The sequence below is a fragment of the Micromonospora sp. NPDC049580 genome (genome assembly GCF_040675595.1).
In the GTDB taxonomy this organism is placed as follows: domain Bacteria; phylum Actinomycetota; class Actinomycetes; order Mycobacteriales; family Micromonosporaceae; genus Micromonospora.
This window is the reverse complement of the sequence record NZ_JBFAPG010000003.1, coordinates 22,430-46,932: the sequence shown is the minus strand read 5'-3', so window position 1 is coordinate 46,932 and position 24,503 is coordinate 22,430. Positions and strand designations below refer to the sequence as shown.

The following is a 24,503-nucleotide window of genomic DNA, read 5'->3' as shown; positions in this document are numbered from 1 at the left end:
AGTTATTGCCAATCTCCGTCCCATTTGTCGGCAATAACTTCATGATCAACGCGGTCCCAGGGGGCCGGGGGTTACTGGGTGGGGATGTCGCGGGTTTGGAAGGTGCGTAGGGCCAGGGCCAGGAGGGCTGCCGTGATCACCGTCAGGGCCGCCAGGGGGGTGGCCGTCCAGTTGTCGCCCAGGACCTGGGGGGTGTGCGTGAACGGGGAGACGTCCAGCGCCCACTGGCTCAGCTTCAGCACCGCGCCGATCTGACCGAGCAGCAGGCAGCCGGCGAGAACGGCCCAGGCCGCCGCGGAGAACCGGGGCAGCCAGCCCACCAGCAGCGCGGCGAGCCCGGCGAGCACCCACACCGCCGGCACCTGGGCCAGCCCCGCGCCGAGCAGCCGGGGCAGCTCACCACCGACGTCGCCCACGCTGAGGCCGTACGACAGCCCGGTCGCGAGCCCCGCCACGGCCAGCACCACCACCGGGCCGAGCAGCGCGAAGAGCAGGTGCGCCGCCAGCCAGCGGGACCGGCTCACCGCCGTGGCGAGCAGCGGTTCGGCCCGCCCGGCGGTCTCCTCGGCCCGCGCCCGCAGCGCCGCCTGGATGCCGTACCCGGCGGCGGCCAGCGCGGTCAGGCTCAACGAGCTTCCGAGGTACGCCTCGGCCAGGGCCGACGTGCCGCCCAGACGGGCCAGGATCTCGGCGAACTGCTGGTTGCCCTGCACCGCGTCGCCGGCCGCGTCCGCCGCGCCACCCAGCACCAGACCGAGCAGCCCGAAGCCGACCGTCCAGCCGAGCAACGGGCCCCGGTGCAGTCGCCAGGCCAGCCCGAACGGGCCGGCCAGCCGCGGACCCGCGGTGGCCGGGCCGAGCCGCGGCGGCAGCACCCCCGCGCCGAGGTCCCGGCGCACCGAGACGGGGTACGCGACGAGCGCGACCACCGCGGCGAACAGCACCAGCAGCAGCAGCACCCACCAGTGGTCACCGGCGAAGGCCCGCCCCCGGGGCGCCCAGCCCAGCGGCGAGACCCAGCTCAGCCATTCGGTCTTTCCACCGGTGCCGCCGGACCCTCCGGCGTCGCCCGCCAGCCGCAGCACGAAGGCCAACCCGAGCACCCCCAGGGCGATGCCGCGCGCGCCGCCGGCGCTCTCGGTGAGCTGCGCGGCCAGACCGCCGACCGTGGCGAAGGCGACGCCGGTGAGCGCCAAGCCGGCACCGAAGAGCAGCGAACCCGCGCCGGGCAGACCCGCGGCGACCAGGCCGCCGGCGGTGAGCAGGCCGAGCAGCACATTCGCGGCGTACGTCACCAGCAGCGCCGCGGTCAGACCGGCGTACCGGCCGAGGACCGTCGCGCCGAGCAACTCCCGCCGGCCGGCCTCCTCCTCGGTGCGGGTGTGCCGCACCACCGTCAGCAGGCTGGCCAACGCGGCGAACACCATCAGCAGGCCGGCCCGCTGGACGGTGAGCGCGCCGACGCTGTCGCCGAACACCGGGCCGAGCAGCGCGACGATCGACGGGTTGCTCGCCGTGCTCGCCACGTACGCGGCCCGCTCGGCGGCGGTCGGGTACAGCTCGGCGTACGTGCCGGCGTAGCTGGCCGGCAGCACGGCCAGCAGGAGGATCCAGATCGGCAGCACGACCCGGTCCCGCCGCAGGATCAGCCGCACCAGGTGCCGGGTGCCGGTGAGGGCGGTCATGACCGCACCTGCTCGGGCTGGTAGTGCCGCAGGAACAGCTCCTCCAGCGTCGGCGGTTGGCTGGTCAGGCTGCGTACGCCGATCTCGGTGAGCCGACGCAGCGCGGCGTCCAGCGCGGCGTTCTCCACGTCGAAGCGCACCCGCTGCCCGTCCACCCGCAGGTCGTGTACCCCGCCGAGCTGACCCAGCCCGTCCACCGGGCCGGTCACTTCGGCCTCGATCGAGGTGCGTCGCAGGTGCCGAAGCTCGCTCAGGGTGCCGGTCTCCACGTCCCGCCCGTTGCGGATGATCGTCACCCGGTCACAGAGCGCCTCCACCTCGGCCAGGATGTGGCTGGAGAGCAGCACGGTGCGACCGTCGGCCTTGGCCCGGCGCACCCAGTGCTGGAAGACCTCCTCCATGAGCGGGTCCAGGCCGGAGGTCGGCTCGTCCAGGATGAGCAGTTCGACGTCCGACGCGAGGGCGGCCACCAGGCCGACCTTCTGCCGGTTGCCCTTGGAGTACGCCCGGCCCTTCTTGCGGGGGTCCAACTCGAAGGAGTCGAGCAGTTCGGCTCGGCGGGCCGGGTCGAGGCCGCCGCGCATCCGGCCGAGCAGGTCGATGACCTCGCCGCCGGAGAGGTTGGGCCAGAGCGTCACATCGCCTGGCACGTACGCCAGCCGGCGGTGCAGGGCCACCGCGTCGCGCCACGGGTCACCGCCGAGCAGTCGGACGTCCCCCGCGTCCGTCCGCAGCAGGCCGAGCAGGGCCCGGATGGCGGTCGACTTGCCGGCGCCGTTCGGGCCGAGGAAGCCGTGCACCTCGCCGGCGCGGACGGTCAAATCGAGACCGTCCAGCGCCCGGGTCCGGCCGAAGGTCTTGACCAGGCCGGACACCTCAATCGGAGTTTCCATATCTCGGAAGCTACACTCGTTTCACAAAGTTGTGAAGACAGTGAGAGTCGGTGCACCATCGGTGCCCACGAACCGCGCAGGGAGGGACCGCCATGGCAGCCGACGACGGCCACGACCCCGTGCACCTCTTCGTCGAACGGATGGCCCTCACGTTCGCCGAGGTCGGCTTCCCACGGATGGCCGCCCGGGTGTTGTTCACCGTGATGAGCGCCGACGACCCCCTGACGGCCGCCGAGATCGGCGAGCGGCTCGGGGTCAGCGCGGCGGCGGTCAGCGGCGCGGTCCGCTATCTCACCCAGTTCGGCATGCTGATCCGCGAGCCCGTCCCCCGGTCCCGCCGCGATCGCTACCGGATGCCGGACAACCCCTGGTACGAGGGGACCATCACCAAGACCGCGATCTACAAGACGTTCATCGACGTGGCCAGCTCCGGGGTGGACGCCCTCAACGGCCCGCAGACGCCGGCCGGCGAACGGGTGGCCGAGATGCGCGACTTCTTCATCTTCGTGCAGGAGGAAATCGACTCGCTGGGCGAGCGCTGGCGGATCCGCCGGGCCCAGACCGGCCATCTGCGCCCCGGCGACGGCTGACCGGCCGGGTCAGGCCGAGCTGCCCCAGCGGGCCTGCTCCAGCAGCTCCACCGCACGGCCCCGCGACTCCTGGTCGTCGGAGCGGAGCAGCGTGGTCGCCTCGTCGACCGCGTCGGTGAGCCGCCGCCACTGCGTGTCGCGCTCCCGAACCAGGTCCGACTGGGCGGCCAACTGCCGGGTCTTCACCCACAGCTCGACGAAGACCGACACCTTGGCCCGCAGCACCCACGGGTCGAACGGCTTGGTCAGGTAGTCCACCGCACCCACCTGGTAGCCGCGGAGCGCGAGCTGGGCGTCCCGGTCGGCGGCGGTGAGGAAGATGATCGGCACGTGCCGGGTCCGCTCCCGGCGCTTGATGTGGCTGGCCGTCTCGAAGCCGTCCATGTCCGGCATCTGCGCGTCCAACAGGATCACCGCGAAGTCGTCCACCAGCAGCTGCTTGAGCGCCGCCTCGCCGCTCTCCACAGCCACCGACTGAACCGGCAGGCCCTGGAGGATCGCCTCCAGCGCCATCAGATTCTCGCGGCGGTCGTCCACGAGCAGCGCCTTGGCCATCTGGGTCACGAAGTCTCCTCGGTCCGGCCGCCGCTGATCCAGGACGACATCAACTCGATCAGGTCATCCAGGTCGACCGGCTTGGTGATGTAGTCGCTTCCTCCGGCCGCGAGCGCGGACTCGCGGTCACCCGGCATCGCCTTCGCGGTCAGGAAGACGACCGGAAGGTCGGCGAACCGGTGGTTACGGCGGATCTGGCGGGTCGTCTCGTATCCGTCCTGGTCCGGCATCATGGCGTCCATCAGCACGATGTCCACCTCCGGGTGCTCGGCCAACAGGCGGACGCCGTCCGCCCCGTTGTCCGAGTACAGCACGGTCATGCCGTGCAGCTCCAACGCGCTGGTCAGAGCGAAGACGTTGCGGACGTCGTCGTCCACGATCAGCACGGTGGCGCCGTCCAACTGACGGGTGGCCGGCGCCTCCGGCCGCGCCGGCAGCAGCTCCAGCGGCGGCATCAACAGCGACGACGGCAGGCCGGCACGCTGCGGTGACGGCGACTGGGGCGCGACCACCGCGTCCGGAGCGAGGACCTGCGGCACGAACAACGTGAACGTCGAACCCTGCCCGGGCGCCGACGACACCGTGATGGTGCCACCGATCAGCCGGGCCAGGTCACGGCTGATCGACAGCCCCAGGCCGGTGCCGCCGTAGCGGCGGCTGGTCGTGCCGTCCGCCTGCTGGAACGCCTCGAAGATGATCGACAGCTTGTCGTCGGAGATGCCGATGCCGGTGTCGATCACCGTGAAGGCGATCACCTGCTGGGCGTTGGTCAGCGCCGGCACGTCGAAGACCGCGTTCTCGGCCGCCGGGGCGATCCGCAACGTCACCGCGCCGTTGTCGGTGAACTTCACCGCGTTCGAGAGCAGGTTGCGCAGGATCTGCTGCAACCGCTGCGCGTCGGTGACCAACGCCGGCGGCAGATCCTTGCTGACCCGTACCTGGAAGTCGAGGTTCTTCTCCTCGGCCTGCGGCGCGAACGCCTGCTCGACGTAGCCGCGGATCTCCGCGAAGCGGATCTCGGTGGGCTCGACGTCCATCCGGCCGGCCTCGATCTTGGACAGGTCCAGGATGTCGTCGATCAGCGAGAGCAGGTCCGAGCCGGCACTGTGGATGGTCCGGGCGAACTCGATCTGCTTCGGGTTGAGGTTCTGCTCCGAGTTCTCGGCCAGCAGCCGGGCCAGCAACAGCAGCGAGTTCAGCGGCGTACGCAGCTCGTGGCTCATGTTGGCCAGGAACTCCGACTTGTACGCCGAGGCCCGCGTGAGCTGCTGCGCCTTCTCCTCCAGGCCGAGCCGGGCCAGCTCGATCTCCCGGTTCTTGGTCTCGATGTTGCCCTTCTGTTCGGAGAGCAGGGTGGCCTTCTCCTCCAGCTCGGCGTTGGTGCGCTGCAACTCCGCCGACTGCTCCTGCAACTCGTGCGCGAGCCGCTGCGACTGGGCCAGCAGCTCCTCCGTACGCCGGTTGGCCTGGATGGTGTTGACCGCGATGCCGATGGTGAGCACCAGCCGCTCCAGGAACGACAGGTGCAGCTCGGAGAAGGCGGCCACGCTGGCGAACTCGATCACCCCGAGCAGCTCCCCCTCGAACAGCACGGGGAGCACCACCAGGTCGGACGGGGGCGTCTCCGCCAGGCCGGAGCGCAGCGTGAGGCGGCTGTTCGGGGAGGCGCTGACCCGGATCGTCCGGCGCGAAAGGGCGGTCTGGCCGACCAACCCCTCACCCGGCCCGAAGGTGACGTCGTGCCCGCGTGCCACATACCCGTACGACGAGGTCAAGCGCAGCCGCATGCTGCCGTCGGTGTCGTCGGCCAGGAAGAAGGCGCCGAGCTGGGCGTCGACCAGCGGGGTCACCTCGGTCATGATCATGCGGCAGACCTCGACCAGGTCCCGCTGGCCCTGCAACAGGCCGCCGATGCGGGCCAGGTTCGAGTCCAACCAGCCCTGCTCGGCGTTCTTCTTGGTCGTCTCCCGGAGGGTGACGATCATCTGGTTGATGTTGTCCTTCAGCTCGGCGACCTCGCCCTGCGCCTTGACCGCGATCCGCTGGGTCAGGTCGCCGCGGGTCACCGACGTGGACACCTGGGCGATGGCCCGCAGCTGGGTGGTCAGCGTCGAGGCGAGCTGGTTGACGTTCTCGGTGAGGTCGCGCCAGGTGCCGGAGACACCCTTGACCTGCGCCTGACCGCCCAGCTTGCCCTCGATGCCGACCTCGCGGGCCACCCGGGTCACCTCGTCGGCGAACGACGAGAGCTGATCGACCATCGTGTTGACCGTCGACTTCAGCTCCAGGATCTCGCCCTGCGCGTCCACGGTGATCTTCTGGCTCAGGTCGCCCTTCGCCACTGCGGTGGTCACCGAGGCGATGTTGCGGACCTGGCTGGTCAGGTTCGACGCCATCGAGTTCACGTTGTCGGTCAGATCCCGCCACGTGCCGCTGACGCCCTTCACCTGGGCCTGACCGCCGAGCTTGCCCTCGGTGCCCACCTCACGGGCCACCCGGGTCACCTCGTCGGCGAACGACGAGAGCTGATCCACCATCGTGTTGACAGTCGACTTCAGCTCCAGGATCTCGCCCCGCGCGTCCACCGTGATCTTCTGCGACAGGTCACCCTTGGCCACCGCCGTGGAGACCTGCGCGATGTTGCGCACCTGGGCGGTCAGGTTCGAGGCCATCGAGTTGACGTTGTCGGTCAGGTCCCGCCAGGTGCCGGCGACCCCGCGCACCTGGGCCTGGCCGCCCAGCTTGCCCTCGGTGCCCACCTCACGGGCCACCCGGGTCACCTCGTCGGCGAACGACGACAACTGGTCCACCATCGTGTTGACAGTCGACTTCAGCTCCAGGATCTCGCCCCGCGCGTCCACCGTGATCTTCTGCGACAGGTCACCCTTGGCCACCGCCGTGGTCACCGAGGCGATGTTCCGCACCTGGCTGGTCAGGTTCGACGCCATCGAGTTCACGTTGTCGGTCAGGTCCCGCCACGTACCGCTGACGCCCTTGACCTGGGCCTGACCGCCCAGGTTGCCCTCGGTGCCCACCTCACGGGCCACCCGGGTCACCTCGTCGGCGAACGACGACAACTGGTCGACCATCGTGTTGACGGTGTTCTTCAGCTCCAGGATCTCGCCCTGGGCGTCGACGGTGATCTTCTGCGACAGGTCACCCTTCGCCACGGCGGTGGAGACCTGGGAGATGTTGCGGACCTGGCTGGTCAGGTTGCCGGCGAGCTGGTTGACGTTCTCGGTGAGGTCCCGCCAGGTGCCGGAGACGCCACGCACCTGCGCCTGACCGCCGAGCTTGCCCTCAATGCCCACCTCACGGGCCACCCGCGTCACCTCGTCGGCGAACGACGACAACTGGTCCACCATCGTGTTGACGGTGTCCTTCAGCTCCAGAATCTCGCCCTGCGCCGCCACGGTGATCTTCTGCGAGAGGTCACCGCGCGCGACAGCCGTGGAGACCTGCGCGATGTTGCGGACCTGGGCGGTCAGGTTCGACGCCATCGAGTTGACGCTGTCGGTCAGGTCCTTCCAGGTGCCGGCCACGTTCGGCACCTCGGCCTGGCCGCCCAGCTTGCCCTCGGTGCCCACCTCGCGGGCCACCCGGGTCACCTGCTCGGCGAAGAGCCGCAGCGTGTCGGTGAGGTAGTTCATCGTCGCGGCCAACTCGGCGACCTCACCGCGCGCGCCGACCGTGATCTTCTGCGACAGGTCGCCCTTGGCCACCGCCGTCGCCACCTGCGAGATCGACCGCACCTGGCCGGTCAGGTTCGACGCCATGGTGTTCACCGAGTCGGTGAGGTCCTTCCAGGTGCCGGCGACGCCCCGGACGTCGGCCTGGCCGCCCAGCTTGCCCTCGGTGCCCACCTCACGGGCCACCCGGGTCACCTCGTTGGAGAACGACGAGAGCTGGTCGACCATCGTGTTCACGGTGCGCCCGATGCGCAGGTACTCACCGCGCAGCGGCCGACCGTCGATCTCCAACGCCATGTGCTGGGACAGGTCGCCGTCCGCAACCGCCACGATGACGCGGGCGATCTCGGTGGTGGGCCGGCCCAGGTCGTCGATCAGCGAGTTGATCGCCCGCTGCCCCTCCGCCCAGGAGCCGTCCAGCCCCTCGTCGTCGAGTCGCTCGGTGAGCCGGCCGTCCCGACCGACGATCCGGCTGATCCGCCGCAGGTCCAGGTACTGCCGCTCCTGGAGCGAGACCACCTCGTTGAAGGCGTCCGCCACCTCGCCGGCCTTGCCGGCACGGCGGGGCAGCCGGACCTTCAGGTCACCGCGACCGATCCGTCGCAGCGCCTCGGTCAATTCACCGAGGAGCGCCTCGTGGTCGGGCGCGGACGGATCCGCGACCGACTGCTTCGCCGTGGTCATCATTCCTCGCTCAACTCGGGGGCCCGTGCCCGTACGGACACACCGGCACCCCATATTGTGCCCGCGCGCGCCGCAGTGCCAGGGTGCGCGACCCGCCGGGCGACCCTGGTGGCCTCCGCGATCCCCCCGGCGACGCCCAACCCGGCACAGACCTCGCCGAGTGGCGCTGCTCACCGTGACATCTCGTGGCCGGGCTCCCGCCGTGCCCGCCGCCACGCGACCCACCGCACTCCGCCGACCGGCGTCCGTTCCGCCGATCGCGCATCGGCTTGGCACCCGGCGGGGGAACGGTGGAGGATACGGGGGTGTCAGCCGAGGCGGGGGCCGCGACGGCCGGGGCCGGGAGCGGGGCCGTCCGGCGTGTCCGCCTGCCCGCCGACCGCCGTACGCCCGCCGCCGCCCGCGCGGTCGTCCGCTCCGTCCTCGCCGAGGCGCACCTGGACGACCTGGTCAACGAGGCGCTGCTGCTCACCACCGAGCTGACCACCAACGCCGTCGAGCACGCCGGCACCGAACTGGACATCGAGGTCGTCGCGGACGACGTCGGGCTCTCCGTGACCGTTTCCGACTTCGCGCCCAGCTCGGGCAACGACGAGCTGACCGTCGGCGCCCGCAACGACGCGACCGAGATCAACGAGGTCTCCGTACGTGGTCGCGGGCTGCTGCTCGTCGATCACTTCGCGAGCCGCTGGGGCACCACGTACCTTCCGACCGGCAAGGGCGTCTGGTTCCGGTTGGACCGGCCCGGGGCCGAGCCGGCGGCCGGGGCCAGCGCCGGCGGCACGTCGACGGCGGGCAACCCCGGGGCCGTCGACAGCTCGGCTCCGAGCGCCGGCGCGATGAGCGAACTCATGCAGACCGCCCCCGACGTGTACGCGGACGACCCACTGCCCGACTTCGCCGCCAGCCTGCTCAGCCGGGTCGCCGAGATGGTCGGCGCGGCCGGCGGCGCGATCCGACTGGACCGGGGCGACGGTCAGGGCCGACAGTTGTTGGCCCGTTTCGGCCGGCAGCCCCGCCCCGACAGCGAGCTGCTCCGGGTACCGCTGACGGTGCACCGCCCGTACGCCGGGGAGCTGGAGCTGGACGCCGCGCCGTCGGCGTACGCCCGGCCGCTGGCGGTGCTCACCGCCGAGCGCCTGTCGCTGCACCTGGAGAACGACCGGCTGCGCCGGGCGGACGTACGCCGGCAGGCGTGGCTGACGTTCCTGGCCGAGGCGAGCGAGCTGCTGGCCCAGTCGCTGGACGTCGAGCTGACCATGGCGCTGATCCCGCAGTTGGTGGTGCCCCGCCTCGGCCAGTGGTGCGCGGTGCACACCACCGACGAGTGGGGCCGGCTGCGGCTGGCGGCGGCCAGCCACGCCGACGAGTCGATGCTGCCGCAACTGCACAAGGTGCTGGCCGAGGCCGGCCCGGACTCGATCCAGGCCCGGCTGCGCGAGGCGTCCCGCAGCGCGGCGCAGATCCCGCTCGGCGGGCCGATGGAGGGTTTCGCGGTCCCGCTGATCGCCCGCGGCCAGCGGCTCGGCACCCTGGCGGTGGGCCGGCACCAACGGCACCGGCACGACCCGGACGAGGTGGCCGTTCTGGAGGACGTGGCCCGACGGGCCGCGCTGGCGATCGAGAACGCCCGCATCCACGCCGAGCGCCGACGGGTCGCGCAGACGCTCCAGCACTCCCTGCTGCCGCCCGTCCTGCCCGTGGTGGACGGCATCGGCTTCGCCGCCGAGTACGTGCCGACCGGCGACGACGCCGAGGTGGGTGGCGACTTCTACGACGTGGTGCCGCTGCCCGACGGGCGCTGGCTCGTGGTGATCGGGGACGTCTCGGGCAAGGGCGTCCAGGCAGCGGCGGTCACCGGGCTGGTCCGCGACGTGATCCGGGTGCTGGTCGGCGACGGCAAGCCGCTACCGGAGGCGCTGGCCCGGCTCAACGAGACGCTTGTCGAACGGGGTGGCGGCCGGTACTGCACGCTGGCCCTGGCGGCGGTCGGGCCGGGTGACGGTGACCGCCTGGACGTCTCCCTACACCTGGCGGGGCACGACCGGCCGGTGCTGCTGGCCGGTGGAGGCGGCGCCCGGTTCGTCGGCACCGGTGGCACGGCGCTGGGCCTGCTCGACACGATCACCTCCCCGACGGCGGAGATCACGCTCGCCCCGGGTGACTCGCTGATCTTCTACACCGATGGGGTCACCGAGCGGCGGCGCGGCCGGGAGCTGTTCGGCACCGACCGGCTGCGGGACGCGGCAGCGCCGTTGGCCGGCTACTCGGCGGACGTGGTCGCCGCCCGCCTACGCGCCGCCGCGATCAACTTCTCGGTCGAGCCGCCCCGGGACGACATCGCCGTGCTGGTGCTCCGCAACGACGCAGGCTGACGCCGACACCACCCGATCCCGGGTCACAGGCCGCCGGGGAGGCGGCCGGGGGCGAGGCGGTGCTCCGGGTCGAGGTGCTCCTTGGCGGCCTGCAGCCGGGCCAGGCCGGCCAGCTCACCCCAGAGGTCAACGGCCTGGCGCACCGCCGCGGGGGCGGAGACGACCACGCAGCGACCCTGTCGGGCCAGCAGCACGCCACGGACCGCGGCCAGGATGGATGCCACCCGGTCGGGTGCCACCGCGCCGGGCAGGGCTGCGTGCACCACGCCCAGCCCGGCCGAGCCCCGCACCGGCACGGGAGCGCCGGCCGCGTCCCGCAACGCGTAGACGGCGGCGTGGAGATCGCTGATCGGCACCTCCAGGCGTAGCGCGGTGTCGCCGGGCGCGAACGGGTAACGCCGCCACCACGGCGGGGCGGAGTGGGCGACCGTCGCCTCACCGTGCAGCAGCCCGACCAGCCGCTCAGCGCGCTCGGTGACCTCGGCCGGGCCACCCTCCAGCAGCACGACCAGGCTGCCCGCCCGGGACGGGGCGCTGGACCGGCCGGACATCGACGGGTGGCGCTCGCGGGCGGTGGCGGCGGGGTGGCCGGGCGGGTAGGCGGTGCGCGGCCTGGGCGGCCCGCCCGGCAGGTCCAGCTCGATGGCCGCCGGCTCCAGTCGGGCGGCGAGAATCGCGCGGACCAGGTCGTGGACCTCCAGCGGCGTCCACACCGGACGGGACACCCAGAGCCGACTGGCCGGCACCGGCTGCACCCGCAGGCTCGCCGAGACCAGCACGCCGAGGGCGCCCTGCGAGCCGCAGAGCAGCCGGGCCAGGTCGAGCCCGGGTACGCCACCGCCGGCGCTGACCAGCTCACCGTCTGCGCCCAGGTAGCGGACGCCGAGGAGCTGGTCGCACGGGCTGCCGTGGCGGTGCCGGAGCGGCCCGGCCTCCCCGGCGGCGAGCACCCCGCCCAGCGTCGCGCCGGGCGACGGGGCATCCATCGCGAGCCGCTGCCCGGTGCGCTCCAGAGTGGCCTGCACCGCCCGCAGCGGGGTGCCCGCACCCACCTCGGCCACCGGCGCGCCGACCGGCTCGTGGCCGATCCCCGCCAGCCGGCCGGTGTCGAGCATGATGTCGACCTGCGTGGGGGTGGCACCCCAGTCGATCTTCGTGCCGGCGCCCCGGGGCACCACCGCCAGGTCGTGCACGGCGGCCAGCCGCAGCACCTCGGCCGCGGCGTGCGGGCCACCGGGCACCGCCACCCAGCGGGCCGGACGCCCGGCGACCTCGTCGGCCGGGCCGGCGAGTCGGGCGAACGGCGGACCGCAGATCGCCGTCAGTCGCCGGGTGATCTCGAGGGCTCCGGACCGGCCGAGGGAACTCGCTGCTGCCGCCATGCCGGCTATCGTACATGTGTTCGAAAGCCGTGGTGATGGCCTTCGGGATGCCGCTGGTCCGGCGCGCGGGGTGAGCCGGCCGGTAACGTGGCCGCCGTGACCACCGAGACTGCCCCGCCCGCGGCGAAGCGGGTGCCCACCGAGCGCACCCACCACGGCGACACCGTCGTCGACGAGTACGCCTGGCTCGCCGCCAAGGACGACCCGGAGACGATCGCCTACCTGACCGCCGAGAACGCGTTCACCGAGGAGCGCACCGCGCACCTGGCCGCCCTGCGCGCGGAGCTGTTCGAGGAGACCCGCCAGCGGACCCGGGAGACGGACCTGTCCGTGCCCACCCGCAAGGGCGGCCACTGGTACTACACCCGGACGATCGAGGGCCAGCAGTACGGGGTGCACTGCCGGCGCGCGGTCCGCGACGGCGAGACCGACCCGCCGGTCAGCGCGGACGGCGCCCCGCTCGACGGCGAGGAGGTGCTGCTCGACGGCAACCTGCTGGCCGAGGGGCACGACTTCTTCTCGCTGGGCGCGTTCGACGTCAGCCCGGACGGGCGCTGGCTGGCGTACTCGACCGACTTCTCGGGTGACGAACGGTTCACCCTGCGCGTCAAGGACCTGAGCACCGGCGAGCTGCTGCCGGACGAGGTGCCCGACACGTTCTACGGCACCGCCTGGTCGGCCGACGCGTCGGTGCTGTTCTACGTGACGGTCGACGACGCCTGGCGGCCGAACCGGGTCTGGCGGCACACCATCGGCGCCGCGGCCGCCGACGACGTGGTGGTCCACCAGGAGGACGACGAGCGGTTCTGGGTGGGCGTCGAGCTGACCCGGTCGGAGAAGTTCATCCTCGTCGACATCCACAGCAAGATCACCAGCGAGGTGCTGGTGATCCCGGCCGGCAACCCCACCGGGGCGCCGGCCGTGATCGCGCCCCGCCGGCAGGGCGTCGAGTACGCCGTGGAGCACCACGGCCACCGCTTCCTGATCCTGCACAACGACGGCGCGGAGGACTTCGCGCTGGCGTTCACCTCGGCGGACGCCCCGGGCGACTGGGTGCCGCTGATCGAGCACACCCCCGGCACCCGCCTGGAGGCGGTCGACGCGTTCGCGAACCACCTGGTGGTGTCGCTGCGCACCGACGGGCTCACCGGCCTGCGGGTGCTGCCGGTCGGCAGCGACGACTCGTACGACATCGACTTCCCCGAGCCGCTCTACAGCGTGGGGTTGGACGCCAACCCGGAGTACCGCACCGGGCAGATCCGGCTGCGCTACTCCTCGCTGGTCACCCCCGACTCGGTGTACGACTTCGACCTGGTCACCCGGCAGATGGTGCTGCGCAAGCAGAAGCCCGTGCTGCCCGGGCCGGACGGGCGGCCGTACGACCCGGCCGAGTACGAGCAGCACCGCGACTGGGCGCTCGCCGACGACGGCACGCGGGTGCCGATCTCGCTGGTCTGTCGGGTCGGTACGCCCCGGGACGGCTCGGCACCGTGCGAGCTGTACGGCTACGGCTCGTACGAGGCCAGCATGGACCCGTGGTTCTCGGTGGCCCGCCTGTCCCTGCTGGACCGGGGCGTGGTCTTCGCGGTGGCGCACATCCGCGGCGGTGGCGAGCTGGGCCGGCGCTGGTACGACCAGGGCAAGATGCTGGCCAAGAAGAACACCTTCACCGACTTCGTCGCCTGCGCCCGGCACCTCGTCAAGGCCGGCTGGACGGCCAGCGACCGGCTGGTCGCCCGGGGCGCCTCGGCCGGTGGGCTGCTGATGGGCGCGGTCGCCAACCTCGCCCCGGACGCGTTCGCGGGGATCGTGGCGCAGGTGCCGTTCGTGGACGCGCTCACCTCGATCCTCGACCCGTCGCTGCCACTCACCGTCACCGAGTGGGAGGAGTGGGGCAACCCCCTCGACGACCCCGAGGTCTACGCGTACATGAAGTCGTACACGCCGTACGAGAACGTCGCGGCGGTGGACTACCCGGCGATCCTCGCGGTGACCAGCCTCAACGACACGCGGGTGCTCTACTCCGAGCCGGCGAAGTGGATCGCGCGGCTGCGGGCGACCGCACCGCAGGGCGACTACCTGCTCAAGACCGAGATGGGTGCCGGGCACGGTGGCCCGAGCGGTCGCTACGACGCCTGGCGCGAGGAGGCGTTCATCAACGCCTGGATCCTGGACCGCCTCGGTCGCGCCTGACGCTTTGATCTCGGACGTGGTGGCCTCACTCTGCCGTCGAGGCCACCACATCCAGGAAAACTGCGCGATCGTGCGCGCCTAGACTTCCCGGAGTGAGCGACGAGGCCGATGCGGACAACCCGGGAGCGGCCCGCCGGATGTCCGCGTGGATGATCCTGGGGGTGGTGGCCGCCGCCCTGGTCGTCTGCTGCTGCTCCGCCGCCGTCGGCCTGCTGATCTCCTGGTCCGCCGGCCTGTTCCACGCCCCGACCTGACCGACCGACGGCCGACCCCACCTCGTCGGTCAGGCCGTCCGCAGCTCGTCCACCGCCGTGCTCACCCTGAGGAAGAGCAGGCCGACGCCGACCGTCACCAGCACCGCCGCCAGGGCGCCGGCGCCGAGCCAGGCCAGCTGTTCCAGGGGTACGGCGATCGCTTTCTCCACCCCGGCGGTCTGCACGATCCGTGTGTACTGGCTGCGGGTGGCCGGATCGTCGCAGAGCGCCGCCGTGGCGTCGCAGACCTCGATCGACGACCCGCTCGTGGTGATGCTCTGGAAGAGCCCCCGGCCGAGCAGCAAGCCCACGGTGAGCGCCAGCAGGATCGCCGGCACGGCCGGGGTGAGCGCCTGCCAGGCCACCGATGCGCTGAGCGTGCTGCGGGGCACGCCGGTGGCGACCAGCGCGGCGTAGGCGCGTCGGCGGGCGACGATCCCCTCGACCAGCGCGACGATCAGGCCGCCCGCCGCGATCAGCACCGCCACGGCCACCGCGGCGTCGACCAGATCCATCGTCGACAGGTAGAAGGGGTTGGTGCCCGCGTCCACCCCGGCGAGCCGGTTCTGCTCCCGTTCCACCTCGTCCTGTGCGACGAAGTAGGCGCGCTGCGCCGCCGCGCCGGCACCGAAGATCACGGCGGCCAGCAACGCGGCGAACGTCCGGCTGCCCGCCCACGGGTCGGCCATCAGCCGGCCCGCCGCGAGCAGCGCCGACGCACCGCGGGCGTGCCGGTGCAGCAACCGTCCGCAGGTGTGCGAGATCCAGCCGGTGCCGACGACCACCCCGATCATCGCGGTGAGCCCACCCGCCAGGAACAACAGCGGCACCAGCCAGCCCAGCACCGCGTCGTTTCCGTCGAGTTGGTACACCACCGGGCGTACGGCGACGAAGGTGGCCACACCCAGGCCGATCAGCAGCCCGGCCCAGGGCCGCGGACCCCGCTCGCGGGCGGCCTTGCGACTGACCCCGAGCGGGCTGGTCGTGACCGTGCGCAGCATCAGGGCGGTGGCCAACGCCGCGATCACCGGCAGACCCAGCACCACCGCGACCAGCGCGCCGACCGACGGCAGCACGTCGGTGGGCAGGGCCAGCCGACCCTGCTCGTCCGGGCGGTGCAGCAGCTCACGGCCGGCCAGGTAGACGCCCAGCCCGGCGAGGGTGCCGAGCAGGCTGGCCAGGCCGGTCTCCAGCACCGCCAGGCGGGTGACCTGACCGGGCGTGGCGCCGGCCAGCCGGAGCGCGGCGAGGCGCCGGTCCCGGGCCGGCGCCCCGAGCCGGGCACACTGGCCGGCCAGCGCCAGCACCGGGACGGCCAACATCAGCAGCGCGAAGGCCGTCCCCCCGCGCAGTCCCGGCTCACTCAGCAGCGCGTTGCGGTACTGCTCGGACTGCGCCCGGGCGTCGCCGGGCGGTTTCTGGATGGCCAGCACGGTGAGCGCCGCCAGCCCGGCCAGCGTCGCCAACAGGGCACTGAGCGCGGTCAGCACCACCCGCGCCGTGTCCGTCCGGTTGCCGGCGAGCGCGAGCCGCACCAGCGTCGCCGGCCTCACCGGGCGCCACCCGCCAACGGCACGTCGAGCCCCAGGCCGGTGTGGTCCACCAGGCCGTCGCGCAGCACGATCTCCCGATCGGCGTACGCGGCGATCCGGGGCTCGTGCGTGACCAGCACGACGGACGTGCCTTGCTCGCGGGCGAGCCGAACCAGCTGGGTGAGCACCTGCTCGCCGGTGAGCGTGTCCAGCGCGCCGGTCGGCTCATCGGCGAAGAGCACCCGCGGCTCGGTGACCAGCGCCCGAGCCGTGGCGCACCGCTGCTGCTGACCGCCGGACATCTCACCCGGCCGGAGGTCGGCCAGGTCGGCCACCCCGAACCGTTCCAGCCAGGTGAGGGCCGCCGTCCGTGCCTCTCGCCGCCCCGTGCCAGCGAGGAGCAGGGGCAGGGCCACGTTCTCGGCCGCGGTCAGCTCGGCGACCAGCTGCCCGAACTGGAACAGCACGCCGAACTCGGTGCGCCGCAGCCGGGACCGGGCCGCCTCCGACCAGGTGTCGATCCGGTGGCCGCGCCAGGTGACCTCGCCCGCGTCGGGCCGGAGGATCCCGGCCAGGCAGTGCAGCAGGGTCGACTTGCCGCAGCCACTCGGACCGGTGACCGCGACGATCTCGCCCTCGGCCACGTCGAGCGTCACACCGCGCAGGGCGGGCGTCGGACCGTACGCCCGAACCACGCCGCGAGCCTGGAGTTGCGTCACGCGTGCACCTCCCGGTGCCAGTCGGCGACCCGGCCCAGGGTGGTCTGCAGCCACCGCAGGTCCGCGTCGAGATGGGCGATCGCGAAGTCGGCCGCGACCACGTCGTTGAGGGTGGCGGCCGGGTCGGTCTTGACCGCCGTCAGCTCCCGCAGCCGTGCGGTGTGCGCGGCGCGCTGGGCCACCAGGTACGACCGCGCCCGGTCGACGTCGGCGACCAGCAGCGCCACCACGACCTTGGCGAAGAGCGTGCTGGCCACGTACGGCATCGGTGGTTCCACCGTGGACAGCCAGCGATCCAGCGTGGACCGGCCCTCGTCGGTCAGCGCGTACGTCGTGCGGTCCGGCCCGGAGGCGCGGTCCTGACCCGCGGTGGCCACCAGACCGTCCCGTTCCAGGCGGCCGAGGGTGGCGTAGACCTGCCCGAAGGCCAACGGCCGAGCCCGCGGCAACCGCTGGTCATGCGCACGCTTGAGCTCATACCCGTGCCGGCTGCCCCCAGCGAGCAACCCGAGCAGCACATGCGGCGTGGACACCCGGCCCACTATTCACCCAGCGAATACCCAAGTCAACCACCCACCCACCCCCTCCCACCCACCCCCTCCCCAACCCTGATCGCCGGTGATCAAGAGGTTTGGGTCAGATTTCGCCCCGCTGATGACGCAAACCTCTCGATCACCGGGGCGAAGGGTGGGGGTGGGGGTGGGGTGGGGTGGGTGGGGTTAGGGGGTTTGGGGCCAGGTGGGGGTTCGGCCGGTCTGGGTCAGGAGGTGGTCCAGGTCGGGCGTGGTGACGGCCGGCGTGGATGTGGGTGGGGTTGGGGTGGGGTCGGCGAAGACGCCCATCTTGCGAGCGGTCGGGCCCAGTCGCTCGACCAGGGCGTGCAGCTCGGTCACCGCCTCCGGGGCGGGCTGGTAGGGCTGGCCGGTCGCCACGGCGAGATCCCAACCGTGCACGATCAGGTCCAGCAGGGCCATGCCGCCGACGACGGTCTGCGGCAGCCCCATGCCCGGCGAGACGCCCTCCAGCGTGGACGGGTCCGACCAGGCGGCGATCAGGCGGTCGGTCTCGACCGCGAACCGGTCCCGCCAGCCGTCGTCCAGGTGGTCGGGTTTCTCGGCCCACTCCACCGGCCTCTTCTCGGCCAGCTCCTGGAAGTTCACCACCACCTCGAACAGGTGGTTGAGCAGATCACGGACCACGTAGTCGCGGCACGGAGTGGGCAGGTCGAGCTGGTCGTCGGCGATGCCGCGTACCACGTCGACGGTTCGCGGCGCGGCAGCCGCCAGCAGATCGCTAGTCTGAGTGGCCATACGGCCAGCGTATGAGGGTGGTCTTGAAGAAATGCGACAGCGACCGCGCGGCGACAGCCGGGGCATTCTCGACCCGGCGCGGTTGCTGCGCGAGGTCCGCTTCCGGCGGCACCTGCCGGCCGAACCGCTGCGCGAGTGGGTCGAGCACTACTGGTTGATCGACTGGACGTTGAGCGCGCCGTTCGAGCAACGGGTCGTGCCGCACCCGGCGGTGAACGTGGTGTTCCGCAGCGACGGTGCGAGTGACCGCGACGGCGACGCGGCGGAGGCCGGCGAGGTGGCCGGGGTGGGCCGCGACCTGTTCCGGATCACGCTCACCGGCACCGGCCGGGTCTGCGGGATCCAGTTCCGCCCTGGCGGCTTCCACCCGTTCTGGCGTCGGTCGGTGGCCGAGTTGACCGGACGTCGACTGCCACTGCCCGCCGGCCGGCTGACCCGTCCCGCCCATCCCGTCTGCGCGGGCAGCGACAGCGACCGCTGTCGCGCGCTCGACGCGGCGCTCACCGCGTGGGCGCCCGACCCGGACCCGGCCGCGGCGGAGGCCGTCCGGCTGGCCGAGTCCATCCGGGCCGACCGGACGGTGCTGCGCGTCGACGAGTTCGCCGCGCGGCACGACGTTCCGGTCCGGCGGCTACAGCGGCTCTTCACCGAGTGCGTGGGGATCGGTCCGAAGTGGGTGATCCGCCGCTACCGCCTCCAGGAGGCCGTCGAGCGGGCCGCCGGCGCTCCGCTCGACTGGGCGGGCCTCGCCGCCACCCTCGGCTACAGCGACCAGGCCCACCTGGTCCGCGACTTCACCGCCGTCGCCGGAGTGTCACCAGCCGCGTACGCCCGCTCGGTGCACTGAGCCGCACGCGCGACCGCCCGAGCAGCGACCACCGGGCAGCGACCACCGAGCAGCCCCGCGGGTGCCGCCGTGCTCAGCGACGGCGCAGGACGACCACGGCGACGTCGTCCTGGATCTTCGATGGGGCCAGTTCCACCAGCAGGCGGGCGCAAAACTCGTCCAGGTTGTCGTCCACGGTGGCGGCCACCGCGGCGAGCGCGGCCAGCCCTTCGTCGATGGTGGCGTCCCGGCGCTCGATCAACCCGTCGGTGTAGAACACCAGCGTGGCACCGGCCGGCAGGACGAACTCCAGGTCGGCCGGTCGGGGCGCGCGGACGCCGAGCAGCGGCGCCGAGTGCTGCACGAACTCGACCTTGCCGCTCTGGTGCAGCAGCGGGGGCAGGTGACCGGCGCTGGCCAGCCGGACCCGCCCGGTCGGCGGGTGCAGCAGCAGGACGCAGAGCGTGGCCAGTTCGTTCGGCAGCAGGGTCCGCATCAGCTCGTTGACCCGGTGCAGGATCTCGCCGGGTTGGTGCCCCTCGACCGCGTACGCCCGCACCGCGTGCCGCAGCTCGGCCATCACGGTGGCCGCGTGCAGCGAGTGGCCGGCCACGTCGCCGATCGCCAGCAGGAGGTGCCCGTCGAGCATCACCAGCTCGTAGAAGTCGCCGCCCACCTCGGTCTGCGCGCTGGCGGGCTCGTAGCGCACCGCGAAGTCAAGTCCGGCCACCGTGGGCAGGCTGCGCGGGAGCAGGCTGCGCTGCAGGGTGACGGCGATGCGGTGCTCCTCGTCGAAGGAGCGCTGAGCCTCGACCGCCGCCGCCACGGCCTGCGCGAGCTGCACGAGCACCGGCGTTCGGGCGGTCTGGGTGGCGGTGGGGACCACCACGTACAGCGGTGCCCGGTCCTCGCGCAGTCGAGCCGCGGCCACGGTCACCGAGTCGTCCGCCGGCCAGGTCAGCAGCGCCCAGTTCGCCGGGGCCTCCACCTTGACCGTGGCGCCCGTGGGGACCCCGGTGTCGTCGACGACCCAGGGCACGATGGCGGCCTCGGCGCCGGGGCCGGCGCAGATGCCGGCGATGCAGTCACCGTCGAACGTCTCCGCGATCACGGCGGCAGGGCTCTTGAAGATCTGCGCGGCCCCCTCCGCCGCGACCTCCAGCAGCCGTGCGAAGGTCGACGCGGCGTGCACCGCGACTGTGGTGTCGGCGAGGACGAGCAGCCGCTCGGCGAGCAGCTCGGCACGCTTGCGGGCCTGGTAGTACCGCAGGACCGCCCGGGTGGTGGCGATCAGCTCCTCGGGCTCGATCGGTTCGGCCAGGTACGCGTCCGCTCCCCGGGTCAGCCCCTGGGCGCGGTCGGCGACGTCCACCGCGTGCGCGGAGACGTGGATCACCGGCATCACCGGGTGTGCCGCCTTGATCCGCTCGCACACCTCGTAGCCGCTCAGGTCGGGCAGCCGGACGTCGAGCACCACCAGGTCGATCCGGTCCGTCTCGACGCGGGCCAGCGCCTCGGTGCCGCTCTCCGCTTCGAGGACGGTGTACCCGGCCCGGGTCAGCCAACTGACCAGCAGGTAACGCTTGGTCCGACTGTCATCGACCACCAGGACGGTCGCCGGGCCGCCGTCCACCGTCACGCTCCGCCTGTGGGCAGGGAGACAGTGAATGTGCTGCCCCGGCCCGGCTCGCTGGCCAGCTCCAGCGTGCCCCCGAGCAGGGTCACCAGCCGCCGGGCGTACGGCAGGCCGAGGCCGGTGCCGCCGACCCGGGTCGCCCCCGGCACCTGGTAGAACTCCTCGAAGATCCGATCGTGCATCTCGGGCGCGATGCCCGGGCCGGTGTCACTGACCTCGAAGTTCCACCGGTCGTCGCGTTGCCGGACGCGCAGGCGCACCTCGCCGCGCTCGGTGAACTTCAACCCGTTGTGCAGCAGGTTGCGCAGCACCTGGCCGAGCAGCACCTCGTCGGTGCGGAGCACGGCCGGAGCGGTCGGCTCCTCCACGGTGAGCTCCACCTCCGGCCGGGTGGCCAGCGCCCGCATGGTGCCGCGCAGTTGGCCGAAGACCGGGCGCAGATCCACGTCCGCCCAGTCCGGCTCGATACGGCCCGACTCCGCCTTGGCGAGATCCAGCAGTTCGTTGACCAGCCCGAGCAGGTCCTCCGCCGACGAGCGGATGAGGCCCACCTGGCGGGCCTGTTCGGCGGTGAGCGGGTCGGAGGCGGAGTCGGCGAGCAGACGCCCCAACCCGATGATCGCGGTGACCGGGGCGCGCAGCTCGTGGCTCACGTTGGCCAGGAAGCGGCTCTTCGACTCGCTCGCGGCGCGCAGTTGGGCCGACTTCTCGTCCAGCTCGGCGTAGAGAGCGACCACCCCCCGGTTGGTCTCCTCCAACTCCTCGGTGAGCTGGTTGTAGAGCGCCAGCACGCCGCGGTTGGTCTCGGCCAGCTCCTCGTTCAGCACGGCCAGCTCGTCGCGCTGGCTGCGTACCTCGTCGAGTGCCGCGATGAGCTGGCCGTTCTGCACGGTCAGCTCATCCAGCGCGCTGGCCGGGGCGGTGCGGCCGAGTTCCGCACGGAACTCGGCCAGCCGCTCCGGAGTTGGTGTCGGCGCGTTGGCCGGGACTCTTCGGGACATCCGTACGACCGTAACCCCCTCGACGGTCGACACGCTCAGTGTGTCGACCAGTCGGGAGACCGCACCCGACTGCGGCTCGTACCGGCCGTCGGGCAGCGGGGCCACCGGGGCCAGGTCGGCGCGGAGGTGGAACCGGCCGTCGGATCCCGCGTCGATGTGGAACGTGACGTCCGCGCCGCCGGTCGTACGCAGCAGGTCCCGGGCGACCTCGCTGAGCGCGGTGGCGATCCGGACCTGGTCCTGGCGTTCGAGGCCCACCACGTTGGCCACCTCGCGGCCACGCTGGCGGATGACGAAGATGTCCTGCTCGACCCGCAGCGCCATCTGCAGCAGCGGCGGCGCGGCCGGCTCCGCGCTCATGCCCACGACCTCGCGACCAGAACGCAGGCGTCGTCGCGTCGGACGCCGGCGTCGCGCAGCAGGGTCGCCGCCATCACCAGCGGGGATCGTTCGGCGAGGCCCGGGTAGTCGGTCAACCGCCAACGGTCGGCCACGCCGTCGCTGTGCATCACCAGCCGGGCGCCCGGTCCGAACGGGTAGTCGTAGCCCCGGACCGTCGGCCGCTGGTGCCCGGCGATGCCGGGCAGCGACACCAGCCCCCGGCGCTGGCCGTCGCCCTCGACGATCACGCCGCTGATGTTGCCCAGCCCGGCGTAGTGCAGCACGCCGGCCGCCAGCTCGGCGACCGCGAGCGCGGCGCCGCGGGTGTGCGACATGCTCCGATGCAGGTGACTGACCACCGCTGCCGGTGGGCTGGCCGGGGCGTCGCGGAAGGCCGCGAGCGCCGCCTCGGTGGCGGCGGCGGCCAGCGGCCCGTGCCCCAGCCCGTCGCTGACCAGCACCTGGTGCCGGCCGTCGGCGATCCGGACGGCGTACCCGTCGCCGCTGACCGTCTCACCGGTAAGGGGCCGGGTGAGGGCACCGGCCCAGGACGGGTGGGCCGGTTCGGCCGGCCAGACCTGCACGGCGAGGACGGTGCCCCGGCCGGGCAGGGAGTACCCGTCGAACCAGCTCGCCTGCCGGACGATGGCGCCCAGGCCGATGCCGAGCGTGCCGGTGGTGGAGTGCCCGTCGCGGGACGAGACGGCGAGGTCGGCCATGCCGGGCCCGGAGTCGATGGCCACCAGCTCCACGCCGGCCTGCCCGGCGCGGCGGACCGGCCGGAGCAGCAGGACACCGTTGTCGGCGTGCTTGACGAGGTTGCTGGTCAACTCGGCGGCGACGATGGCCAGGTCGGCGATGCGCGCCGCACCCATCTCGATCTGCTCGCCGAGGCGTTCCGCGGCCCGTCGTACGGCGCTGGCGGTGCTGCCGGCCTCCACCCGGAACCAGATGCCGCTGTCGGTGACCGGGTCCCCGTTCACCGCGACCACTTGGTCACCGTGATGCGCGTGCCGGCCTCCGCCGACGTCTCGATCTCGAACTCGTCGACCAGTCGCCGGGACCCACTGAGCCCGAGGCCGAGGCCGCCGCCGGTGGTGTAGCCGTCGGTCAGGGCCAGGTTGAGGTCGGCGATGCCGGGGCCGGAGTCGGCGAAGATGATCCGGACGCCCTTGCGACGACCGTTGTCCACGATCGTCACCTCCACGGTGCCGCCGCCGCCGTACACCAGGGTGTTGCGGGCCAGCTCGCTCGCCGCGGTGACCACCTTGGTCTGGTCGACGAGCGACAGCTTGACGGCGACCGCCACCGTGCGGACCAGTTGCCGGACGCGGACCACGTCCTCATCGCTGCGGACCGACTGCGCCTGCGGCTGGCCCAGGTCGACGCCCGCGGTCACGGCGTGGCCGTCTCGGCGTCCGGATCGTCGTCGAGCTGCAGGTCGAGCTCGTCGGCGCGGGCCGCCGCGATCAGCTCCATGCCGCGCTCGACGTTCAGCGCGGTACGGATGCCGTTCAGCGACAGCCCCAGTTCGACAAGGGTGATGGCGACGGCGGGTCGCATACCGACCACCACCGTCTCGGCGTCGAGCACCTTGGAGATCGACGCGATGGTGGAGAGCATCCGCCCGACGAACGAGTCGACGATGTCCAGCGCCGTGATGTCGATGATGACGCCGTGGCAGCCGGTGGCCACGATCCGCTCGGCGAGGTCGTCCTGGAGCTGGACCGCCGTCTGGTCGGACATGTCCAGCTGGATCGAGACGAGCAGGATGTCACCGATCTTGAGGATCGGCACGCGCTCCATCAGACGCCCCGGCGTGGCTGGCGACGGGCGGTCTCCACCCCGTTGAGCCGCAGCACGTGCCGCAGCGCGTCGGCCAGGCTCGCCTTGGTGGCGATGTCGCCGAACTCGATGCCGAGCGCCACGATGGTCTGCGCGATCTGCGGACGGATGCCGGAGATGATGCAGTCGGCGCCCATCAGCCGGGCGGCCACCACGGTCTTCAGGATGTGCTGGGCGACCTGGGTGTCCACGGCCGGGACGCCGGTGATGTCGATGATCGCGTACGGGGAGCCGGTGTCGACCAGGGTCTGCAGCAGCCGCTCCATGACCACCTGGGCGCGGGCCGAGTCCAGGGTGCCGACCAGCGGGACGGCGACCACGCCCTCCCAGAGCTTGACCACCGGGGTGGAGAGTTCGAGCAGCTGCTCGGCCTGGTCGGCGATCAGGCTCTCGCGGGTGCGCACGAAGCTCTCGAAGGTGAACAGGCCCAGCTCGTCGACCAGCTTGGAGAAGGCGACGTAGTCGTGCAGCGCGTTGGCGCCGCCGGACTCCTGCACCAGGTCGGCCAGCACGTCCTTGAGCGCGAAGACGCTGATCGTCGTCTCGGTGGCGGAGAAGCCCTGCCGGGCCCTGCCCCGGGACAGCTCGGACAGCGTGGCGCGCAGTTCCGCGGCGTGCTCGGCGGACAGGTCGATCGTGCCCTGCTCACCGGTGCCGACGATGGCACGGTGCAGGTCCTCGACCTGCCGGCGCAGCTCGGCGTGACTCAGCCGACCCCGCAGCGAGCTGGCAACGATGTCGGTCCACCGCTGCGTGACCTGCTCGGCATGCCCGCCCAGCAGCGCGGCGAGCCGACCACTTTCCTCGGCGTTCAACGCCATCGTGAAAACCCCCCTCGACCTGGACCGGCCGGACTCTATCACCGGGGTCCGCGCAACTACTTGCTCCGTAGCAATGGAATGATGATGGCCACCGGATGCCGGCTCCCGTCCTGCGTCGGATCACGGTCGTGG

The 24,503-nt window shown here is 72.4% G+C and carries 20 protein-coding genes; 5 read left to right on the top strand and 15 right to left on the bottom strand.

Annotated features, from left to right (window positions below):
* Positions 1 to 71 precede the first annotated feature (71 nt).
* Entirely contained in the window at positions 72 to 1,685 is a 1,614-nt protein-coding gene (locus AB0J68_RS00695; RefSeq protein ID WP_363935219.1) for an ABC transporter permease, read from the bottom strand.
* Entirely contained in the window at positions 1,682 to 2,578 is an 897-nt protein-coding gene (locus tag AB0J68_RS00690; RefSeq protein WP_363935217.1) for an ABC transporter ATP-binding protein, read from the bottom strand. Before AB0J68_RS00690 ends, AB0J68_RS00695 begins: the two co-directional genes overlap by 4 nt.
* 92 nt (positions 2,579 to 2,670) lie before the next feature.
* On the opposite strand from AB0J68_RS00690, the gene AB0J68_RS00685 reads away from it, so the two are divergent.
* Complete coding sequence (locus tag AB0J68_RS00685) at positions 2,671 to 3,168, top strand: helix-turn-helix domain-containing protein (protein WP_363935215.1); 498 nt, start codon at positions 2,671 to 2,673, stop codon at positions 3,166 to 3,168.
* A 9-nt stretch (positions 3,169 to 3,177) separates the two neighbouring features.
* Here the strand turns inward: AB0J68_RS00685 and AB0J68_RS00680 are convergent, their stop codons facing one another.
* Entirely contained in the window at positions 3,178 to 3,732 is a 555-nt protein-coding gene (locus tag AB0J68_RS00680) for a response regulator (protein ID WP_354853752.1), read from the bottom strand.
* On the bottom strand, positions 3,729 to 8,096 hold the full coding sequence (locus AB0J68_RS00675) for a HAMP domain-containing protein (RefSeq protein WP_355134208.1): 4,368 nt from the start codon (positions 8,094 to 8,096) through the stop codon (positions 3,729 to 3,731). The genes AB0J68_RS00680 and AB0J68_RS00675 overlap by 4 nt, the downstream gene beginning before the upstream one ends.
* Before the next feature lie 305 nt (positions 8,097 to 8,401).
* Between AB0J68_RS00675 and AB0J68_RS00670 the strand changes: the two genes are divergently transcribed.
* A complete protein-coding gene (locus tag AB0J68_RS00670; protein ID WP_363935213.1) occupies positions 8,402 to 10,471 on the top strand; it encodes a SpoIIE family protein phosphatase in 2,070 nt (689 codons plus the stop codon).
* A 23-nt stretch (positions 10,472 to 10,494) separates the two neighbouring features.
* Here the strand turns inward: AB0J68_RS00670 and AB0J68_RS00665 are convergent, their stop codons facing one another.
* Positions 10,495 to 11,853, bottom strand: a complete 1,359-nt coding sequence (locus AB0J68_RS00665; protein WP_355134204.1) for an FAD-binding oxidoreductase — start codon at positions 11,851 to 11,853, stop codon at positions 10,495 to 10,497.
* 96 nt (positions 11,854 to 11,949) lie between these two features.
* Between AB0J68_RS00665 and AB0J68_RS00660 the strand changes: the two genes are divergently transcribed.
* The gene (locus tag AB0J68_RS00660) at positions 11,950 to 14,046 is read left to right on the top strand and encodes a S9 family peptidase (protein ID WP_354853740.1); all 2,097 of its coding nucleotides are present in this window, start codon (positions 11,950 to 11,952) and stop codon (positions 14,044 to 14,046) included.
* A 92-nt stretch (positions 14,047 to 14,138) separates the two neighbouring features.
* Entirely contained in the window at positions 14,139 to 14,300 is a 162-nt protein-coding gene (locus tag AB0J68_RS00655; RefSeq protein ID WP_354853948.1) for a hypothetical protein, read from the top strand.
* Between the two features lie 29 nt (positions 14,301 to 14,329).
* Here AB0J68_RS00655 and AB0J68_RS00650 read toward each other — a convergent pair whose 3' ends face one another.
* The 4 genes from AB0J68_RS00650 to AB0J68_RS00635 form a co-directional block, all read right to left on the bottom strand.
* Positions 14,330 to 15,853, bottom strand: a complete 1,524-nt coding sequence (locus AB0J68_RS00650) for an ABC transporter permease (RefSeq protein WP_363935211.1) — start codon at positions 15,851 to 15,853, stop codon at positions 14,330 to 14,332.
* Positions 15,850 to 16,551 carry an ABC transporter ATP-binding protein gene (locus AB0J68_RS00645; RefSeq protein ID WP_354853734.1) on the bottom strand — a complete coding sequence of 234 codons (702 nt, stop codon included), beginning with the start codon at positions 16,549 to 16,551 and terminating at the stop codon, positions 15,850 to 15,852. Before AB0J68_RS00645 ends, AB0J68_RS00650 begins: the two co-directional genes overlap by 4 nt.
* On the bottom strand, positions 16,548 to 17,084 hold the full coding sequence (locus tag AB0J68_RS00640) for a PadR family transcriptional regulator (protein WP_363935209.1): 537 nt from the start codon (positions 17,082 to 17,084) through the stop codon (positions 16,548 to 16,550). Before AB0J68_RS00640 ends, AB0J68_RS00645 begins: the two co-directional genes overlap by 4 nt.
* Positions 17,085 to 17,270: 186 nt before the next feature.
* On the bottom strand, positions 17,271 to 17,861 hold the full coding sequence (locus AB0J68_RS00635) for a TIGR03086 family metal-binding protein (protein WP_354853728.1): 591 nt from the start codon (positions 17,859 to 17,861) through the stop codon (positions 17,271 to 17,273).
* A 31-nt stretch (positions 17,862 to 17,892) separates the two neighbouring features.
* Between AB0J68_RS00635 and AB0J68_RS00630 the strand changes: the two genes are divergently transcribed.
* The gene (locus AB0J68_RS00630; protein WP_363935208.1) at positions 17,893 to 18,708 is read left to right on the top strand and encodes an AraC family transcriptional regulator; all 816 of its coding nucleotides are present in this window, start codon (positions 17,893 to 17,895) and stop codon (positions 18,706 to 18,708) included.
* 73 nt (positions 18,709 to 18,781) lie between these two features.
* Here the strand turns inward: AB0J68_RS00630 and AB0J68_RS00625 are convergent, their stop codons facing one another.
* Genes AB0J68_RS00625 through AB0J68_RS00600 form a run of 6 tightly spaced genes read right to left on the bottom strand, consistent with a single transcriptional unit; the run spans position 18,782 to position 24,371 of the window.
* Complete coding sequence (locus AB0J68_RS00625; RefSeq protein WP_363935224.1) at positions 18,782 to 20,320, bottom strand: SpoIIE family protein phosphatase; 1,539 nt, start codon at positions 20,318 to 20,320, stop codon at positions 18,782 to 18,784.
* A gap of 2 nt (positions 20,321 to 20,322) precedes the next feature.
* Positions 20,323 to 21,684, bottom strand: a complete 1,362-nt coding sequence (locus AB0J68_RS00620; RefSeq protein WP_354853723.1) for a sensor histidine kinase — start codon at positions 21,682 to 21,684, stop codon at positions 20,323 to 20,325.
* Positions 21,681 to 22,697, bottom strand: a complete 1,017-nt coding sequence (locus AB0J68_RS00615; protein ID WP_354853720.1) for a SpoIIE family protein phosphatase — start codon at positions 22,695 to 22,697, stop codon at positions 21,681 to 21,683. The genes AB0J68_RS00620 and AB0J68_RS00615 overlap by 4 nt, the downstream gene beginning before the upstream one ends.
* Complete coding sequence (locus tag AB0J68_RS00610) at positions 22,685 to 23,104, bottom strand: anti-sigma regulatory factor (RefSeq protein ID WP_354853717.1); 420 nt, start codon at positions 23,102 to 23,104, stop codon at positions 22,685 to 22,687. The genes AB0J68_RS00615 and AB0J68_RS00610 overlap by 13 nt, the downstream gene beginning before the upstream one ends.
* On the bottom strand, positions 23,101 to 23,511 hold the full coding sequence (locus tag AB0J68_RS00605) for an STAS domain-containing protein (protein ID WP_354853715.1): 411 nt from the start codon (positions 23,509 to 23,511) through the stop codon (positions 23,101 to 23,103). Before AB0J68_RS00605 ends, AB0J68_RS00610 begins: the two co-directional genes overlap by 4 nt.
* Positions 23,511 to 24,371 carry an STAS domain-containing protein gene (locus AB0J68_RS00600; RefSeq protein WP_354853713.1) on the bottom strand — a complete coding sequence of 287 codons (861 nt, stop codon included), beginning with the start codon at positions 24,369 to 24,371 and terminating at the stop codon, positions 23,511 to 23,513. The genes AB0J68_RS00605 and AB0J68_RS00600 overlap by 1 nt, the downstream gene beginning before the upstream one ends.
* Between the last annotated feature and the right edge of the window lie 132 nt (positions 24,372 to 24,503).

Bases quoted from the DNA above. Each gene is read 5' to 3' on its own strand.
- AB0J68_RS00695 (WP_363935219.1), bottom strand. From the start codon at position 1,685: ATGACCGCCCTCACCGGCACCCGGCACCTGGTGCGGCTGATCCTGCGG.
- AB0J68_RS00690 (WP_363935217.1), bottom strand. From the start codon at position 2,578: ATGGAAACTCCGATTGAGGTGTCCGGCCTGGTCAAGACCTTCGGCCGG.
- AB0J68_RS00685 (WP_363935215.1), top strand. From the start codon at position 2,671: ATGGCAGCCGACGACGGCCACGACCCCGTGCACCTCTTCGTCGAACGG.
- AB0J68_RS00675 (WP_355134208.1), bottom strand. From the start codon at position 8,096: ATGACCACGGCGAAGCAGTCGGTCGCGGATCCGTCCGCGCCCGACCAC.
- AB0J68_RS00665 (WP_355134204.1), bottom strand. From the start codon at position 11,853: ATGGCGGCAGCAGCGAGTTCCCTCGGCCGGTCCGGAGCCCTCGAGATC.
- AB0J68_RS00635 (WP_354853728.1), bottom strand. From the start codon at position 17,861: ATGGCCACTCAGACTAGCGATCTGCTGGCGGCTGCCGCGCCGCGAACC.
- AB0J68_RS00630 (WP_363935208.1), top strand. From the start codon at position 17,893: ATGCGACAGCGACCGCGCGGCGACAGCCGGGGCATTCTCGACCCGGCG.
- AB0J68_RS00620 (WP_354853723.1), bottom strand. From the start codon at position 21,684: ATGAGCGCGGAGCCGGCCGCGCCGCCGCTGCTGCAGATGGCGCTGCGG.
- AB0J68_RS00605 (WP_354853715.1), bottom strand. From the start codon at position 23,511: ATGGAGCGCGTGCCGATCCTCAAGATCGGTGACATCCTGCTCGTCTCG.
- AB0J68_RS00600 (WP_354853713.1), bottom strand. From the start codon at position 24,371: ATGGCGTTGAACGCCGAGGAAAGTGGTCGGCTCGCCGCGCTGCTGGGC.